This is a genomic window from Bacillus sp. M6-12, from assembly GCF_002860285.1.
In the GTDB taxonomy this organism is placed as follows: domain Bacteria; phylum Bacillota; class Bacilli; order Bacillales; family DSM-1321; genus Peribacillus.
Genome location: NZ_PGVF01000014.1, coordinates 23,981 through 41,615 on the forward strand (window position 1 = coordinate 23,981; position 17,635 = coordinate 41,615).

Annotated in this window: 16 protein-coding genes and 1 riboswitch; of the genes, 11 read left to right on the forward strand and 5 right to left on the reverse strand. The window is 41.4% G+C overall.

From position 1 onward, the window contains the following. Positions 1-40: 40 nt before the first annotated feature. Positions 41-826: a carbon-nitrogen family hydrolase gene (locus tag CVD28_RS15235; RefSeq protein ID WP_142384784.1), complete on the reverse strand. Its 786-nt coding sequence runs from the start codon at positions 824-826 to the stop codon at positions 41-43. A gap of 131 nt (positions 827-957) precedes the next feature. Between CVD28_RS15235 and CVD28_RS15240 the strand changes: the two genes are divergently transcribed. From CVD28_RS15240 to CVD28_RS15265, 6 genes are all read left to right on the forward strand, one after another. Continuing rightward, positions 958-2,133, forward strand: coding sequence for a pyridoxal phosphate-dependent aminotransferase (locus CVD28_RS15240; RefSeq protein WP_101594188.1), 1,176 nt, complete (start codon positions 958-960; stop codon positions 2,131-2,133). A 150-nt stretch (positions 2,134-2,283) separates the two neighbouring features. After that, positions 2,284-2,432, forward strand: a riboswitch (SAM riboswitch). A 241-nt stretch (positions 2,433-2,673) separates the two neighbouring features. Next, positions 2,674-3,897 (forward strand): 2,3-diketo-5-methylthiopentyl-1-phosphate enolase, encoded by a 1,224-nt coding sequence (locus tag CVD28_RS15245; protein WP_101593244.1) that lies wholly within the window; start codon positions 2,674-2,676, stop codon positions 3,895-3,897. Continuing rightward, the gene (locus CVD28_RS15250) at positions 3,894-4,550 is read left to right on the forward strand and encodes a 2-hydroxy-3-keto-5-methylthiopentenyl-1-phosphate phosphatase (protein ID WP_101593246.1); all 657 of its coding nucleotides are present in this window, start codon (positions 3,894-3,896) and stop codon (positions 4,548-4,550) included. The genes CVD28_RS15245 and CVD28_RS15250 overlap by 4 nt, the downstream gene beginning before the upstream one ends. After that, complete coding sequence (locus CVD28_RS15255; RefSeq protein ID WP_101593248.1) at positions 4,547-5,188, forward strand: methylthioribulose 1-phosphate dehydratase; 642 nt, start codon at positions 4,547-4,549, stop codon at positions 5,186-5,188. The genes CVD28_RS15250 and CVD28_RS15255 overlap by 4 nt, the downstream gene beginning before the upstream one ends. Before the next feature lie 28 nt (positions 5,189-5,216). Beyond that, the gene (locus CVD28_RS15260; RefSeq protein WP_101593250.1) at positions 5,217-5,756 is read left to right on the forward strand and encodes a cupin domain-containing protein; all 540 of its coding nucleotides are present in this window, start codon (positions 5,217-5,219) and stop codon (positions 5,754-5,756) included. Between the two features lie 930 nt (positions 5,757-6,686). Next, positions 6,687-7,268, forward strand: a complete 582-nt coding sequence (locus tag CVD28_RS15265; protein WP_101593252.1) for a PilZ domain-containing protein — start codon at positions 6,687-6,689, stop codon at positions 7,266-7,268. Positions 7,269-7,474: 206 nt separating this feature from the next. On the opposite strand, the gene CVD28_RS15270 is transcribed toward CVD28_RS15265, so the two are convergent. Then, positions 7,475-8,203, reverse strand: coding sequence for a ZIP family metal transporter (locus CVD28_RS15270; protein ID WP_101593255.1), 729 nt, complete (start codon positions 8,201-8,203; stop codon positions 7,475-7,477). A 402-nt stretch (positions 8,204-8,605) separates the two neighbouring features. Between CVD28_RS15270 and CVD28_RS15280 the strand changes: the two genes are divergently transcribed. Next, complete coding sequence (locus CVD28_RS15280) at positions 8,606-8,812, forward strand: hypothetical protein (protein ID WP_142384786.1); 207 nt, start codon at positions 8,606-8,608, stop codon at positions 8,810-8,812. A 116-nt stretch (positions 8,813-8,928) separates the two neighbouring features. On the opposite strand, the gene CVD28_RS15285 is transcribed toward CVD28_RS15280, so the two are convergent. Both CVD28_RS15285 and CVD28_RS15290 read right to left on the reverse strand, forming a co-directional pair. Further along, positions 8,929-10,155 (reverse strand): MFS transporter, encoded by a 1,227-nt coding sequence (locus CVD28_RS15285; protein WP_101593262.1) that lies wholly within the window; start codon positions 10,153-10,155, stop codon positions 8,929-8,931. Positions 10,156-10,251: 96 nt separating this feature from the next. Next, complete coding sequence (locus tag CVD28_RS15290; RefSeq protein WP_101593265.1) at positions 10,252-11,745, reverse strand: PAS domain-containing sensor histidine kinase; 1,494 nt, start codon at positions 11,743-11,745, stop codon at positions 10,252-10,254. A 190-nt stretch (positions 11,746-11,935) separates the two neighbouring features. On the opposite strand from CVD28_RS15290, the gene CVD28_RS15295 reads away from it, so the two are divergent. The 4 genes from CVD28_RS15295 (at position 11,936) to CVD28_RS15310 (ending at position 16,807) form a co-directional block, all read left to right on the forward strand. Further along, positions 11,936-12,376 carry a MarR family winged helix-turn-helix transcriptional regulator gene (locus CVD28_RS15295; RefSeq protein WP_101593267.1) on the forward strand — a complete coding sequence of 147 codons (441 nt, stop codon included), beginning with the start codon at positions 11,936-11,938 and terminating at the stop codon, positions 12,374-12,376. A 265-nt stretch (positions 12,377-12,641) separates the two neighbouring features. After that, positions 12,642-13,694 carry a hypothetical protein gene (locus CVD28_RS15300; RefSeq protein WP_142384787.1) on the forward strand — a complete coding sequence of 351 codons (1,053 nt, stop codon included), beginning with the start codon at positions 12,642-12,644 and terminating at the stop codon, positions 13,692-13,694. Positions 13,695-13,759: 65 nt separating this feature from the next. Next, positions 13,760-15,454: a M3 family oligoendopeptidase gene (locus CVD28_RS15305; protein WP_101593273.1), complete on the forward strand. Its 1,695-nt coding sequence runs from the start codon at positions 13,760-13,762 to the stop codon at positions 15,452-15,454. 309 nt (positions 15,455-15,763) lie between these two features. Next, entirely contained in the window at positions 15,764-16,807 is a 1,044-nt protein-coding gene (locus CVD28_RS15310) for a YkvI family membrane protein (protein ID WP_101593275.1), read from the forward strand. Between the two features lie 75 nt (positions 16,808-16,882). Here CVD28_RS15310 and CVD28_RS15315 read toward each other — a convergent pair whose 3' ends face one another. Then, positions 16,883-17,569, reverse strand: a complete 687-nt coding sequence (locus CVD28_RS15315; protein WP_101593277.1) for a hypothetical protein — start codon at positions 17,567-17,569, stop codon at positions 16,883-16,885. Positions 17,570-17,635 lie beyond the last annotated feature (66 nt).

The following is a 17,635-nucleotide window of genomic DNA, read 5'->3' on the forward strand; positions in this document are numbered from 1 at the left end:
TTTCAGAAAATTCTTTTGTCGGGTAGGTAACCGTAACTTTTTATTTATAGAATTCAGGCCGTCTGTCCTGAAAGATCGGGATTTGCTTTCGGATATCAACAGACTGGGAGAAGTCAACGGAGGCAGTTAGAATTTCTTCACCTGTACCGGCTTCGGCAACAATTTCTCCCCACGGATCAATGATCATGGAATGGCCGGCAAACTCGTTATTCGGATCACTGCCAGACCGGTTGCAGGCTACAACAAAGCACTGGTTTTCAATAGCTCTCGTGATGAGCAGGGCACGCCAATGGGCAAGTCTTGCAAGCGGCCACTCGGCTGAAATGAACAGGACTTCAGCCCCCTTGGCAGTATGGGTACGGATCCACTCTGGAAAGCGGATATCATAACAAATAAAACCGGCACAAGGGATGTTCTCAAGTGTAAAATTCCCATCTGAGCTGCCTGGAAGGAGAAACTTATGCTCATCCATAAGCTTAAACAGATGCAGCTTGCTATATTGCTTAACAACTTCACCCGCTGAATTGACAACAAGAAGTGTATTTAAAACGCCATCATCTGTTTTGTTTGCCACCGAGCCTCCGACAAAGCTGACGTTGTATTGCTTGGCCCATTTTTTTAGTAATTCTAGCGTTACTTCTGCATGAGAGTCTGCGATTTCATCCAGTCTTGATAAGTCATATCCTGTAGTCCAAAGCTCAGGCAGTACAATCACATCAGGCTTCTCCGCCGCAGCCTGTTTAATTTTTTCCTCTGCATTTTGATAATTTTGGACGGGGCTGCCGAAAACAATGTCAAGTTGGATACATGCAATTTTCCAGATCATTCTCTCTCCACCTTTTAATTTAAAATTATGTATTTATAGCCATACTACATTTTTTTCTTTACAACTATGATATTAACGATATATTATTTGTGACTAGATTTTCAAGAAAATTTAAAAAGTAGGTGGACATTCTGAAAACATTTCCACAATCAGAACTTCTGACAAAATTGCCGAAGCAATTTTTTGCTTCACTTGTAGAAAAAGTTGGTAAAATCACTGCAGAAGGCCACGATGTGATTAACCTTGGCCAGGGTAATCCAGATCAGCCGACACCTGATCATATTGTTAAAAAACTGCAGGAAGCAGCTGCAAATCCAGTAAATCATAGATATTCGCCGTTCCGGGGCCATATGTACTTTAAGGAGGCAGCCGCGGAATTCTATAAAAGGGAATATGGGGTGACCGTAGATCCCGAAAAGGAAGTAGCAATTTTATTTGGCGGTAAAGCCGGGCTGGTTGAACTTCCCCAATGCCTGATGAATCCCGGGGATACAGCCCTTGTTCCTGATCCGGGATATCCGGATTATTGGTCAGGAATCGCCTTGGCTGCGGCAAAGATGGAATATTTGCCGTTAACAGAGGAAAATGGGTTTCTCCCAGATTATAAAAAAGTTGATTCTGAAGTACTTAATAGGGCAAAGCTATTATTCTTGAACTATCCAAACAACCCGACAGGCGCAATCGCCAATGAACAGTTTTTTCAGCAGACTGTAGAGTTGGCTGAAAAGCATGACCTTTGTGTAGTACATGACTTCGCATATGGATCAATAGGGTTTGACGGCAATAAACCAATAAGTTTCCTGGAAACGCCGGGTGCGAAAGATGTTGGTATAGAAATTTATACTCTATCAAAAACCTATAATATGGCAGGCTGGCGCGTCGGGTTTGCAGTAGGCAATGAAAGCGTGATCAGGGCAATTGAATTGCTGCAGGATCATTTGTATGTGGGCTTATTTTCTGCCGTTCAGGAGGCGGCAGCTGAGGCGTTGCTTGGTTCTCAGGATTGTGTTGAAGGGCTGGTGGAAATGTATGAAGCCAGAAGAAAAACATTTATTTCCGGACTGCAGGAAGCTGGCTGGAATGTAACTTCCCCTGCTGGGTCGTTTTTTGCATGGCTAAAGGTTCCTGATGGCTTTACTTCTGAAGAATTTTCGGATTACCTGCTTACAAAGGCTCACGTAGCGGTAGCTCCGGGAATCGGTTTTGGCCAGTATGGAGAGGGATATGTAAGGGCAGGGCTCCTTGCTTCAGAAGAACGGCTGCTGGAAGCTGTGAAAAGAATTAAAGGTTTGGATATTTTTAAATGAGCCTGAATGGACCAGAGTCACATTTTTCTGAAAAAATATTGACAGAATTTTTGTAAACTGTCATAATCCATAGTAATTTCACCACTGTGAGGTTAGTTAAACCTTCGTCAATTATTAATGAAACTGAAACCAATAAAATAATATTGCATTTTCTTATCAAGAGCAGGTGGAGGGACTAGCCCGATGAAGCCCGGCAACCGACCGAATTCCATTTACGGATGGGGCGCAAAAAAGCGCCGGATGTAAAGATCCAAAAAGGCACGGTGCTAATTCTAGCAGCGGCAGCTGATAGATGAGAAGATGGCTGATCAAAAGCCTCTTCTTGCTGAAGAGGTTTTTTTGTGGAAAAGGGGCGGAGCTGCACGATTGTCCGGTGCATGAAACTATTGAAATGAAAATGCAGAATCACGTGGGAATTTTTAGCATTTAGCTTCGCTTTGTTCACACCGCCTTTTTTGTGTTTGCATGTGCCAATTTCATGAAAGTTTTCAAAAAAAAACATATATGTTAAATAGCTAGAATGTTAGGAGGGGTCCAGATATGAGTGAAGTAGTGGCCACATACTTAATTAGTGATATTGCAGGTGACCTGGAAAAGAAAGCGGAAGGAATCGCTCTTGGTTTGACAGTCGGGACATGGACAGACCTGCCTAAACTCGAACAGGACCAGCTTAAAGTTCATAAGGGCAGGGTCGTAAGGACGGAAGTTCAAAAAGGCCGGCAACAGGATGGATCGGACAATGGTGTTATTGAAATCGCGTATCCGGCAGCAAATTTTTCGGCAGATTTGCCGGCCATCATCACGACTGTTTTTGGAAAATTGTCACTGGATGGGAAAATTAAGCTGATGGATTTGGAGATTAGAGGATCCCTGCGAAAAAGCTTTCCGGGTCCGCTTTACGGAATAAAAGGGATTAGAAACAGTCTGCAAATAGAAGGCAGACCGCTTGTAATGAGCATTTTTAAAGGAGTGCTTGGGAAAGATCTTAGCTACATGGCTGCACAGCTAAAGGAGCAGGCACTCGGTGGTGTGGATCTTGTCAAGGACGATGAGATTTTGTTTGAAAACGATAAGACTCCTTTTTTTAAACGGATAAAAGAAGGGAAGGAAGTGCTCCGGCGAGTTTGGGAAGAGACCGGACACAGAACTTTGTACGCTGTAAACCTGACAGGAAAAACATTTGAACTTCGCGATAAAGCCCGTAAAGCTGCCGAGGCAGGAGCGGACGCATTGCTATTCAACGTTTTTTCCTACGGGCTCGATGTTCTTCAAGCATTACGCGAGGATGATGGAATTAATATACCCCTAATGGCTCATCCGGCGTTCAGCGGAGCGATCACGTCATCGGCAATTTATGGAGTGTCAAATCCGCTGCTGCTTGGAAAATTAACCAGGATTGCCGGAGCCGACCTTTCGCTATTCCCTTCTCCTTATGGAAATGTCGCAATACCTCGCGAGGACGCGCTGGGAATCAAGGCCGCACTTACGGAACAGGCTGATGAATGGAAACCGTCATTCCCTGTCCCGTCAGCTGGTATACATCCAGCAATGGTGCCGCAGCTGATGCATGACTTTGGAATAGATAGTGTGATCAATGCCGGCGGAGGGATACATGGACATCCGGATGGAGCAAAAGGCGGGGGACTTGCCTTCCGCCAGGCTGTGGATGCTGTCCTTAAAGGGGTGACGCTGGACGAAGCGGCGATGGAATATGGTGAGCTGAAAAAAGCGCTTGATCTTTGGGGAGGTGCAAAAGCGAAGTGAGACCGATTATATTTTGTGACTTTGATGGAACGGTAACGAACAGCGACAACATTATTGCGCTGATGAAGGAATTTGCCCCGCCGGAATGGGAGCCAATAGCAGAGGATGTTCTTTCAAAGAGAGTATCGATCCGCGAAGGTGTTGGCGAGATGTTTTCGCTGCTGGAAAGCAAACATAAGGAGAAATTAATTGCCTTTCTCCTTGAGCATACGAAAATCAGAGAAGGCTTTGAGGAATTCATTGCCTTCGTAAAAGAGAATGGGATTCCTTTTTATATCATAAGCGGAGGAATGGACTTTTTTATAAAACCAATTTTAGAACCGTTTGATCTGAGAGACATTTATTGCAACAATGCTAAATTTGATGGAGAATTTATCCGTATCGAATGGCCAAACAGCTGCGATGGTGATTGCAGCAATGATTGTGGCTGCTGCAAGCCGTCGATTATGAGAAAAATCGCAGGCCCTGATGATTTCACTATTGTCATCGGTGATTCAATTACTGATCTTGAGGCGGCGAAAAAGGCGGATCTTGTACTGGCAAGGGACTTTCTGAAGAAAACATGTGAGCAGGAAGGAATTGTCCATATAGCGTTTGAGACCTTCCACGATTGCAGAGCGGCATTGGAAAGCACGCTGGAGGTGGCTAAATGAGTATGCAGGTTATCCGCTGGAATGAGCTGGCTGATATTAAAGATGAACTGGCCCAGCGTGACTGGTTTATGGGAACAAGCGGGAACCTTTCCATAAAGGTCGACAATGATCCGCTAACATTCCTGGTAACAGCAAGCGGTAAGGATAAGCGGAAAAGAACAGATGAAGATTTCCTTCTCGTTGATTGCAAAGGACAGCCAGCCGGAGAGACTGCGTTAAAACCGTCTGCAGAAACGCTGCTGCATGTAGAAGTATATAATCGAACAGACGCAGGCTGCTGCCTTCACGTTCACACCGTTGAGAACAATGTGATTTCAGAGATCTATGGTGATGAAGGAAAAGTGGTTTTTAAACGTCAGGAGCTTATTAAAGCGTTCGGTAAATGGGAAGAAGATGCTGAACTGACAGTTCCAATTATCCATAATTTCGCTGATATTCCAACACTTGCAAGGGATTTTGCAAAACATGTAAAGGATGATTGGGGAGCGGTTTTAATTCGTAATCATGGGATAACTGTTTGGGGCAGGAATGGCTTTGAAGCAAAAAAAATGCTGGAAGCCTGCGAATTTCTTTTTCGGTATGAAATAATGCTGTCGCAATATAAAACATTGCCGAAGTCCTATCAAACTGTTAAATAGATTATTAATTTTATAAGGAGGAATGAAAATGGCAACTATCAGATTACACCAAAACAATGAAATTATTGAAAACCATGACGAGGTTCTGGCACTTCTGAATCAATCAGAGGTTATTTATGAGCAATGGGATATTTCAAAGCTTCCTGAAAACCTGCAGGAGAACTATAATCTATCAGAAGGAGAGAAAAGTCAGATCCTTTCCGTGTTTGAAACGGAGATCAGGGATATCTCAGAAAGAAGGGGCTATAAAGCGCAGGATGTTATTTCCCTTTCAGAGACTACGCCGAATCTGGAACAGCTGCTAATAAATTTCCAGCGTGAACATCGCCATAGCGATGATGAAGTCCGCTTTATTGTCAGCGGACATGGAATTTTTGTCATCCAGGGTGCCAACGGAGAATGGTTTGATGTCCGTCTTAACCCGGGAGACTTGATTTCCGTACCAGAAAACACCCGGCATTACTTTACTTTGATGGAAGACAGAAAAGTTGTTGCTGTACGTATCTTTGTTACTACAGAGGGCTGGGTTCCGATTTATGAAGATGAGGGCAGTCAGGTGGATGCCTAATTTATTATATGAACAAGAAAAAGCCTTGCCGCATTTTCCGGCAAGGCTTTGTTGCTTGTTTAAGCTCATTATTGATTTTGCCACTATGTTGATGTCTAGGTTCAGCGCCCAGCCCCGACTCACAGGACAAGGAACGCTACGGCAGCGATACATCGCACGAAACAAAGCGTCAGCTTTGTAGGATGTGCTGGCGTTGATGTTTGGCACAGGACGGAGGCTGTAATGGTTTTTGATTACAGCCCTGCCAGAACTTTAGTCGACGGTCCTTTGGGCGCTTTCGCTTTTCTATATTGGAGCGGAAGGAGCGAGACTCTTCGAAAATGCTTCACATTACCTTCGTGCGGTGTTTTTTCAGGGATATTAACCCCGGAATAACGGGTCAAGGGAGACCCCCGCAGGGCAGCACCGTGGAGGCACCTGAGCCGCCCGCGGAAAGCGAGCCCTTCTCGCTGCAATCTACAGCTAAGTTTGGCAGAGCATTTTTACCATTCTTTTAGAAATAAAGTTCCTGGCCGCAGAATAGAATAGAGAAAAAAGTGGAAATTTTGGATTTTTTGTCTAATGTTGCTAATCTATTTACAGAGGTTGAAAATTTTGTAATAATCCATAAGTATTTAATTTTTCAAATGAAAGGGAAGCGTTTTTGATATGGTTGCTAGCTTAGAAAAAATCGGGAAACTTATTCAAGAGAAACGAAAAGAAATGATTAAATTAGCCAATGAAATGGGATTAACAGCGAGCATACACTCCGCTTAGCCAGGAACTTGATAAATTAATGAATGTGTATCAGACAATTGAAAAACAGCCTGCGTCAGAAGTCAAAATCGCTTTTAAGAAAACAGTTATTATTATGCAAAAATCGTTTTCTGATGTTAGAGTATTTTAGGAATCTGTTATAATAAAAGGAACTTGATTCTGGAGCTGAAAGAAATGGAAAGCATTCAACTTATGGCAAATGGCGAAGCAACACAGGGGGCCCTTTTCTTTATTGAAGGTGAATTAATCAATATAATAGTAAAGGACGTTGACCGGTTCCAGATTGGGCAATCAGTTACCTGCATATCTGACTCAGGTCAATTTACCACTAAAATTATTAAAAAGCATAATTTTAATCTATACCTTTACCTTCCTATGACTGAGCAGCTTATGAACGAGAACAGAAGAAAGGCTGCAAGGTGTGAGCTTAAAGTGCCTGCAACAATTAACATTATCGATACGACGTTGGAGTCAGAAATAATCGATATAAGCATCCAGGGGCTTGCCTTTCAGTTGTCCGCCCTTCTTGGTGAAGAGTCAGAATTGAAAATCGCGTTTCCTATTCTTGAACAAATGGTTACATGCGGCATAGAAGTGAAAAACCAGAATGAGATGGGAAATGGATGTGTCCGCTGCGGCAGCTTAATTACCACCATCAGTGAGGAAAGCCGCTTCCAGATTAGACGTTATATTCTTATGGAACAGCTAAAGAAAATTGAAGAAGAGTCCCAGCAGCTTGATCCCGGGATTGCATAGCAAAAAACCTTGTCACTAAATAGACAAGGTTTTTCTTGCGCGAAGAAGCATATATTCATTAAGGGCAGCAGTCCAAGCTCCCTAAAATGGCCAAGTTCCCCTTGCTGTGACCGTCCATGGAAAATAGGCTCGGATCTTTAATTCGGGAATTTACTTGTTTCTAATTCCTAAGATGTTCTTCAAGGAAGGTCGCATTAAATTTGCCTTTAGATCTCAAGCAGAAGAATCATGAATAAAAGGCCAACGATGAAGGCATAGGTAGAGGTTCGCTCATTGCCGTCTCCATGGCTTTCTGGAATCAATTCCTTATAGATGATAAACAGCATTGCACCTGCAGCGAACGACAGACCATAAGGGACCAGGAATTCTACATAAGAAGTTAAGTAAAATCCCATTATGGACGTTACAACTTCTATAGTGCCGGTTAAAGTGGCCAGGATAAACGCTTTAAATTTATTTATTTTTTGATTGATTAAAAATAATGCAACCAGTAAGCCTTCAGGTGCATTTTGAAGCCCGATGGCAAAGGCAATTAAATTGCCGGTATCGCCTGTACTAGAGGCATAGCTGACCCCAACCGAAAGACCTTCGGGAATATTATGGAGTGTGATGGCGGCAATAATCAGCATTGCTTTTTCATCAAACTGGATCCCGCTTTTTGAATGCTCAAGATCCATATGGGGAATGTATGACTCTAAAAGGGTTAAACATAGTACTCCTAAAAATATACCAATAACCAGCTGTAAAAAACCGCCTGTTGCAAGTGTTTCAGGAATAAGGCCAAGCAAAGATGCTGCCATCATAATACCTGCAGTAAAAGCCAGGAGTGTATCCTTCCATCTGTGGGTGATTGATCCTTGAATGAATAAAATCACCAAAGCTCCCAACCCGGTTGACATAGCAGAGAGGATACTGCCAACTAACATTTCACTCATGTTATTCTCCTATGTGAAATAAAATTAAAACTAAATGTAAGCAAGCCAGGCTAGTGTGATTTTTATCATAGTATTTTTCTGAATTTTAATATAGTTATAGTAGTGAAGCTTTATTACATGAAAAACTCCAGCAGAATGGGGTTGTTCAGACATATCACTAATTCCATACTTCTTCTTCCCACCAGGGTTCTTGCTTAGACGATGAAATTTATCTCCATCAGAATAGAAAACATCCAATAGTATCTTATCCTTTATTTGAAAAAATGTTCCAGTCAATTTATTGTCACATATTTTTGGTGAAGCAGGCAAATTCTATCCCATTCTTTGTGAACAAAAGCACAAGCAGTAAATAGCCACTTTGCCAAAGAAGAACAAATATTGTTTCCCATGGCGGAAAGGATATTGAATGAAAAAGAAAAAGAGGATACTGGATTGAACTGCAAGAGTGACAGTTGGGCGAGGTTAAAGCAGAAAGGATTAAAAAAGCCTCAGAATTCCGAGGCTTTTTTTGAAGGTTTGAATGTAATTTTTATAACAGGTACAGATTTTCTAGCTTTCAGCGCGTATCAACTTTTATTCCACTTTGCGGCAAAGGGGCCGCTTTTGTGAGGATGTGGGTCAAAACGGCATTTCCAAAGGACGAAGGTTGTAACAATTTTTATGTTCACAACCCTGGCGATCCTATCCGTTCTTCCTCTTAATAGGGCGCTTGCGCTTTTCCTAAGTTAATTTGTATGCCACTCAGCAAGTTCCTTGTCAGAAGGAAGGAAGAAGCTAAATAATCCAAGTAAAGGCATGGCACCAACAATTTGTATTGTAGCAGCAAGACTAATAACATCAGCAAGTTTTCCAAGTGCAACAGAACCGATTGCTCCCATTCCAAACGCTAATCCGACTGTCAGGCCTGCCATGGTGCCTACTTTACCGGGTACAAGCTCCTGGGCGTAAACAACAGTTACCGAGAAGCTTGACATCAGAATAAAACCAATAATGAATAACAGAATAAGCGAAACTGATGCCGGCACATAAGGAAGAAGGAGCGTTAATGGTGCACTGCCAGCAAGTGAAAACAATATTACATTCTTTCTGCCGAATCTGTCAGCAAGCGGGCCGCCAAAAAATGTCCCAAGCGCACCTGCGGCGAGGAAAACAAACAGATAGATCTGCGAAGTTTTAATGCTGAAATTGTATTTATCGATAATATAAAACGCGTAAAAGTTTGTCATGCATGCGATATACCAGGAACGTGCAAAAATGACGAATAGTATTATTATAAGGGCTTTTTTAATCCGGGCCCCGATTCTGCTGCTGCCCTGGCTGCCAGTTTTCTTTTTCGCTGTAAAGATTAGGAGCTGAGCAGAGTACCACTTAGCTATATAGGCTAACAACAGTACAGCGCAAGCTGCAACAGGAACGAACCACATGGCTCCTTTTTGTCCGATTGGCACGAGCACAAGCGCCGTTATAAGAGGAGCAAGGGCCTGTCCTGAATTACCCCCTACCTGGTAAATGGATTGAGCCAGACCTCGTTTCGGCCCTGCTGCCATATAAGCTACTCGGGATCCTTCCGGGTGAAATACCGCAGAGCCGATGCCTATTAGCATAACTGAAAGAATTACAATACCATAGCTTGGGGCAACGGCAAGCAGAACTATGCCGCAGAGCGAGCTTGCCAGTGCAGCCGGAAGGGCATATGGCATTGGCTTTTTGTCCGTATACCAGCCGATTACAGGCTGCATGACAGAAGAAATCATATTCAGCGCAAATCCGATGAGTCCAATTTGAGTGTAGCTTAATGCCATTGATTTTTCCAGGATGGGAAACATAGCCGGAACCACTGCCTGAAGGGTATCATTTAAAAGATGACAAAACCCGATAATGAACAAAACTCTATAAGCAGTAGCCATTTCATTCCCAGTTTGTTTTTTTACTTGGATAGCCGTAGAACTCATGCAGATAATCTCCTAACATTTATAGATAAAAAATATAAAAACTAATACCACGTGCCAGATTCCGAGCACATGGCAATTCTCCAATTAAAGTGTATGTTATTTCTCCAGAATAACCGGCAAGATAATAGCGACCTGTGTCCCCTCGTTTTCTTGACTCGAGATAGAAATTGTTCCGTGAAAAAGTTCGACAATACGCTTGCAAATAAGTAGTCCCAGCCCTGTTCCTGACTTCTTGGAAGTATAAAAGGGATCAAACACTCTTTCAATTTCTGCCTCACTGATACCGATTCCATTATCAGAAATTACAATATATACCTTAGTATCCTTTTTTGAAAGGCTAATGTTCAAAGCTCCCTGCTCCCGGAGTGCCTCAAAGCCGTTTTTGGAGACGTTTAGGATAACCTGCTTCAGCTGATCTTTTGAACAGCTTACCATGAGGGGGTCGGAAGGAAGGGAGAGATGGAATTCCGCATTATAGAGCCTTGCTTCGGATTCAATAATCGGTGCCAAATCACTTGCAACTTCCCTGATATCCATTACTGACATTAAAGGGGCAGCCGGCTTTCCAAGAATTATGAATTCGCTCACAATATCATTTATTCTTGAAATTTCCTCCATGATAACGGAGAAGTAAAATTGATCCTCTTGATCAATATGCTTCTCTTTAAGCAGCTGGATCAGCCCTTTTATACCGGTAAGAGGATTTTTTATTTCATGAGCAGTACTGGCGGCCAATGTCCCCACAACCTCAAGTTTTTGAGCATCAATTAATTTTTGCTGCATTCTTGCCTCACGCTTAAGGAGCAGATATTTAATGAATAAAAATAATATATGGGCCACAGCCACGACAGTCAGCATAAAATTAATTAAGAACTGATAATTGATTGCTGGAATGGATGATGGAATCTGAATCTTCATTGTCCAAGATACATCATCAACCGGGAGTGAAACATAGTCTGATCCGTCTTTATTCACAAGTTCCTTATTAATAGTCATAATTGGTTCACCTGTTTTGTCTTCAATTAAAACAGGGACCTCCGGTGTCAGAATTCCCATTACATTTTCTATATAATCAAGGCGAAGGCATGCAATAATATATCCCTTCACACCGTCTTGTTCATCAAGCACAGGTGTGGTAACAGTAAAATACCTGAAATGGCCTCCCCATTTTTCCCTTTGGCTTGCTACAATCGAGGTTTTTGTAAGCAGCGCGCCTTGAATGGAGGTATCTTTTTGGAAATAATGTTTCGGTAAATAATTATTGGTTGCTGCTTTAACCTCCCCATTGCTATTAATCCAATACATTCCTCCAAATCGGGGATCCATCCTTTCTGCTTTCGCTAACAGATCTTTTATCTGTTTAGGCTCATCGTAGACTGCAGACCCGCTAAGTGCAAGAATTTCGAGTCTGCTTTTTGTTTCCCCGATCAGCTGGTCGAGGTATTTTAGGTGGATAGACCCGATCCACTCAGCTCTTTGAGCCTGTTGATGTTTAGCAGCTTTGTCCGAAAAAAACAGAAAGAGCCCAAGGGATAAGAGGACTGGCAGAACTACTGCTAGCACATATAAATTTAACTGTTTATTTTTCAATAATTATTCACTCATTTTTTTACATATTAGCTGCTATCTTATTATAGCAAATTTACACAAGAGTAAAATAATTTGATTTTTGCTTGTTTTGCATCTCTCCGACAGTTTGACAAGCAGAACTGAATTTTAATATAATAATTTTGAATTCGAGATATTTAAGTTTTTTACAATTTATAAGGCGGTGCCATAGATGGAAAAAGACGATATCCAGCAGTCTTTGAAGCTTTATATTGTACTTTCAAGAGCTCATCGTTCCATTAATGATAAAGTTAATTCATTTATTGCTGATAAAGGCCTGAATTTAACTGAATTTGCGGTGCTTGAGCTTCTTTACCATAAAGGTGACCAGCCCCTTCAGCAAATTGGCGGCAAAATCCTCCTGGCAAGCGGAAGTATTACGTATGTGGTCGACAAGCTGGAACAAAAAGAATATTTAACAAGGGTCGCCTGCAAGACCGATCGCCGTGTAACATTTGCCTCAATTACGGAAAAGGGAAAGGAATTCATCGAATCAATCTTTCCTGAACATGAAGCCCGTATTCATGACATGATGAGCGTATTAACGGCAAGTGAAAGAGAAACCGCGATTAATCTTCTTAAAAAAATTGGATTGAATGCGGATGGACAATAACGATTAAGGATGGCTGGAATAGGATGATTGTTTGGGATGAGAAGCGTTAGGCATCATCTCAAACCGATTCCCGGCCATCCTTTTTTGTGCTGTTTTACAATTTTATATAGACACATATATTGGTTCACGGAATATCCAGCGCTTTGAATGGTAATTTTTTATGGAATTATTAATTGACAGAATTATTCCTTCTTTCTTTTTGCGCTTTACTTATGTAAACCCTTTCATATTTTATTATATAATGGAAGTAGAAAGGAGTTTTTTTATGACATTTAAGCTAAGGAATAGAAAGGCATATATTTGTATGGCTATGCTTATGGCAGTTCTGCTATCCAATGTTATCCTGCATACGACTTCGTTTGCCCAGCCTGTACAGCAGGGGATAGTCCTAGGATCGCTGGTGGATTTTCTCGTCGTTATCCCCTTGATTATTTACTTTTTTATTATCAGAAAAAAGCATTCCTTGACCTATATGGCGCCGATTATTTTGGCGAGCTATTTGACCGCAACCTTTATTATCCCTGAAGAACAGCTTAGTTCCCTTCAATTTTTAAAATTGATTATATTCTCAATTGAAGGTTTGTTCCTTATAATGGCAGCATATTTTGTTTCAAAAAAAGTTCCTCTAATGCGAAAGGCTTGGAATAATGCAAAAACACTAGAGCCATTTTTCAACCTCCGTATTCTAAATACGCTGGCAGATGTGTTTGGAGAGAAAAAGGCTATAAGAATGATCGCTTCTGAACTTTCCGTTTTCCACTACAGTTTGTTTTCCTGGAAAAAGGGTACGGCACTTGGGTCCAACACATATACATATCATCAAAAATCAAGCTATATTGCCCTTAATATTATGCTGATCCATGCGGTTGTACTGGAATCTGTGGGCTTTCATTTTTGGCTGCATAGCATCAATGAAGTGTTGTCGTGGATTTTATTGGGCTTAAACGCTTATGCTGTATTATTTTTCCTTGCCGATATAAGAGCGGTGCTTAGCTGTCCAATTCGTCTGGAGGATGATAAAATAATTTTTCAAATTGGGATTATGAAGACTTTGAAAATACGTTATTCAGATATAAAAGAAATCCAGCAGTTTAAAGAAGAAGAAGTTCCAAAGGATAAAAGGAATAAAAGCTTTAATGCAGTACTGGGCGGATTTATCCCTGAGCCCCCTCAATATGAAATAATCCTGAATAAATCAGTCTATGCGTCATATCCGTTCGGCCTCCGCAGCAAGGTTGATTATGTCCATGTGACCGTGGATGAATCCCAGTCTTTTTACGGTTCATTGCAGGAGAAGGTATCCAATCAAAACAGGTAAAAGCAGCTTCAAACGATAGTGTAATAGCTCTCTATATTAATAGTAACGTAAAAGGATGTGCACAGATGAAATTTGAACAATATGAGTATATACGCCCTGATGTAAAAAATTTTAAAGAAAACTTTCTGGCTGTACTAGAGCGTTTTGAATCAGCTGACAGTGCAGCCGGCCAAATTGAGGCAATAAAAGAAATAAACAAAGTCAGAAACAATATGAATACTATGTTTAATTTATGTTATATACGTCATTCAATAGATACAACTGATGAATTTTATAAAGCAGAAAATGAATACCTTGATGAAATCCAGCCTGAGGTTGAGGAGACAGTTTCTTTATTTTATCGACAATTGCTAAACTCCCCTTTCAGACGGGAATTGGAGGAAAAGTGGGGGAATCAGCTATTTGCACTGTCTGAAGCACAGTTAAAAACAATCTCACCAGAAATAATTCCCTTAATGCAAAAGGAAAATAAGCTATCGACAGAGTACACTCAGCTTATGGCCTCAGCAAAAATTATGTTTGAGGGTGAAGAACGTACACTGTCACAGCTGCAGCCATTTATTGAGTCAACTGACCGGAATATGAGAAAAAATGCGCTCTTGGCAAGGATCGGATTTCGTGAAGAACATGCCGAAAAGCTTGATGAGATTTATGACCAGCTGGTTCAAGTGCGTGACGAAATGGCCCGTACACTTGGATTTAACAACTTTACAGAGCTGGGATATTACCGGATGAACCGAACAGATTACAATTCAGAGATGGTAGCTGGATTTCGGGAGCAGGTCCGTGAGTATATAGTACCTCTGGCAACAAAGCTTAGGGATCGTCAGCTTGAACGTATTGGCGTAGATGAATTGAAGCATTATGATGAGGGATTTAATTTTACAACTGGAAATGCGGCTCCTAAAGGGGATGCCTCCTGGATTATTGAAAATGGCAGGAAAATGTATGAAGAACTATCACCTGAGACAAAAGAGTTCTTTAATTTCATGATTGATAACGATCTTATGGATCTGGTCGCGAAAAAAGGCAAGGCAGGAGGCGGGTATTGCACCTTCATTGAGAATTATAAGGCTCCCTTTATTTTTTCGAATTTCAATGGTACATCAGGAGATATCGATGTATTGACTCATGAAGCAGGGCATGCGTTTCAAGTATACAGCAGCAGGCATTTAGATGTTCCTGAATATATCTGGCCGACTTATGAGGCGTGTGAGATCCATTCCATGAGCATGGAATTCTTCACATGGCCTTGGATGGAGCTCTTCTTTAAAGAAGATACTGAGAAATATAAATTTTCTCATCTAAGCAATGCATTATTGTTTTTGCCATACGGTGTTGCTGTAGATGAATTTCAGCATTTTGTTTATGAAAATCCAAAGGCAACACCTAAGGAACGCAAAGAATACTGGCGCAGCCTCGAACAAAAGTATTTGCCGCACCGTGATTACGATGGAAACGGCTATTTGGAAGAGGGAGGTTTCTGGCAGGGGCAGAGCCATATCTATAATTCACCGTTTTATTATATTGACTATACGCTTGCTCAGATTTGCGCGTTCCAGTTTTGGAAACGAGTGATGGAAGGCGACAAAACGGCCTGGAACGATTATTTAAACCTGTGCAGGCAGGGCGGAAGCAAGTCATTCCTTGAACTGGTAAAAATAGCGAATCTAAGATCTCCATTCGAGCAAGGTACAGTAGAATCTGTAGCAGATGTTATTGACGAGTGGCTTTCATCCGTCAAGGATAAGTCTCTGTGAATTGAATAGTAACATACTCTCCCCCAATTTTAAGAAATTGGGGGTTGTTGTTAATGTGAAATGAATCAATCATTCTGTTTGAAAGCAAAATTTTCTGATCTCCAAGTATTTAAAAAACGGGTAAACTTCAGCAAAAGTTTAGCATATACTGCTTTTCTGGATTCCTTAAAGTGTATCGAATGGGAAATGCTTTGTCTGGGTTCGCTAACTTCGTTTGTTCTCTGTTAAAGTTTCCCTCTAAAAAAAGAATTGACGGCAGCCTGTCTAAAGCTCTCTCCGATAACATATATAGAAATGGGGGGAGATTGAATGTTGGCAAGATGGTCAGGTGCTTTCCAGATAGCGGCGGTCTATGTCGGGACCATTGTTGGTGCCGGTTTTGCTACGGGACGAGAAATAGTAGAGTTTTTTACCCGATTCGGGTTTTCTGGACTTATCGGTATATTAATTACGGGCTATTTGTTTATTTTTATAGGGGCTAAGATCATGGTGCTGTCAGCTAAAATAGGCGCTGATTCTTATGAAATATTAAACAATTACCTGTTCGGTGAACGATTTGCAAGGTATATCAATATTTTGTTTCTCTTTATGCTATTAGGAGTAACCTCCGTAATGATTTCAGGTGCAGGTGCAGTATTTGATGAGCAGCTGGGCCTTTCGCGAAATGTTGGAATACTATTGACGATATTTCTGGCAGCTGCTATATTGATGGGCGGTATTAAAGGTTTATTTGCGGTGAATTCTTTTGTAGTGCCTATAATGATTTTATTCAGCATCATTCTTTGTGTCCTGACAGTAAGAGGGCTTGGTTTTCATGAAGTTTTATTTGCTTCGAAGTTACAAGAAGGAGGCTGGCGGGCTTTAATTTCGCCATTTTCCTATTCAGCTTTTAATCTGGCACTCGCCCAAGTGGTTCTGGTGCCTGTCGCGAATGAAGTGAAGGATAAGAAAGTAATTTATAGGGGTGCTGTTTTGGGAGGTTTTTTTCTGACAGTGATTTTGCTGACAAGCCATATCTCATTAAGTACCCTTCCAGAGGTTGAAAAATATGGCATACCAACAGCCGAGCTGATGAAAAACACTGCAAGCGGGCTATATTGGATCTTCATTTTCGTGATCTATGGAGAAATATTCACATCGGTAATAGGAAATCTGTTTGGGCTTGGCAGGCAGATTAAAACGTATGTTAAGCTTCCGGAGCCGCTGATTTTTATTGGCATCTTCCTGGTTACATATTTGATTAGCATTGTTGAATATGGAAAGCTGCTCTCTTATTTATATCCTGTATTCGGATACATCAGCCTGCTGTTTTTATTCCTGGTTTGGCGGAAGAATGGAAATCCTGGCGGGTAAAAAAAGGGAATCTATATTATTAATCGAGCAAAAAACCTTGCCGCTTTTATTAACGGCAAGGTTTTTACATTCTTTTTAGTTTTTTAGGATTGTTTTACCCATTTCCAGGAATGCTTGACGGTGATCTGCATTCTTTGTTGTAAAGATTGTCAGCTTAACTGGATTTTTGGCGTCTTTTATTAGGAAGATATTTGTTAATTCGTCGCCGGACGCGGCTTCTAAGGCAACACCATTAGAAATCGCCAGCTTTGGATCGGTGGGGGCTGTAATTGTTTCTGATGTGGCTTGAAGCTGAGTGCGCGCAGTTTCCTCTGCTAAAGCCCAATCGACGTCCTCAGGAAGCAATTCAATCCTCATAGAGATATTTTCAGATTCCTTGAAAAAAAGAAGATCTTTATTTGGCTCCTCGCCAGTTAGTTCATATTCAGGCAGCACATATAAAGAGTAGTTTTGGTTTTCACTTTTTTTAAGGAATGCCGTTGCTTCTTTAGTTTCCCCATTAATAGAGAATTGAAGATTTTGTTCAAGCGTACGGACTGTTTCTGTCCCAGTTTCACTTTTTGTGCTGTTTCCATCTTTCGTTTCAGCTGCAGCTTCTTTGTTTCCTGCTGCATTAGTATTTTTATTCTCCGCAGCTTCAGGCTGTGCAGAGGCTTCTTCCTTTGGTTCATCAGACTTTCCCGGTTCTGCTTGGGTACCGCAGCCGGTTAAAAGCAGGCCAGTAATACTCACGCCGATAAATAGCTTTTTTAGTGATTTCATTATTGTTTCCTCCTGTAACTTGTCCGATATCAGCCAGCTTCGATGCTGGCTTTGATATTTCGGTGC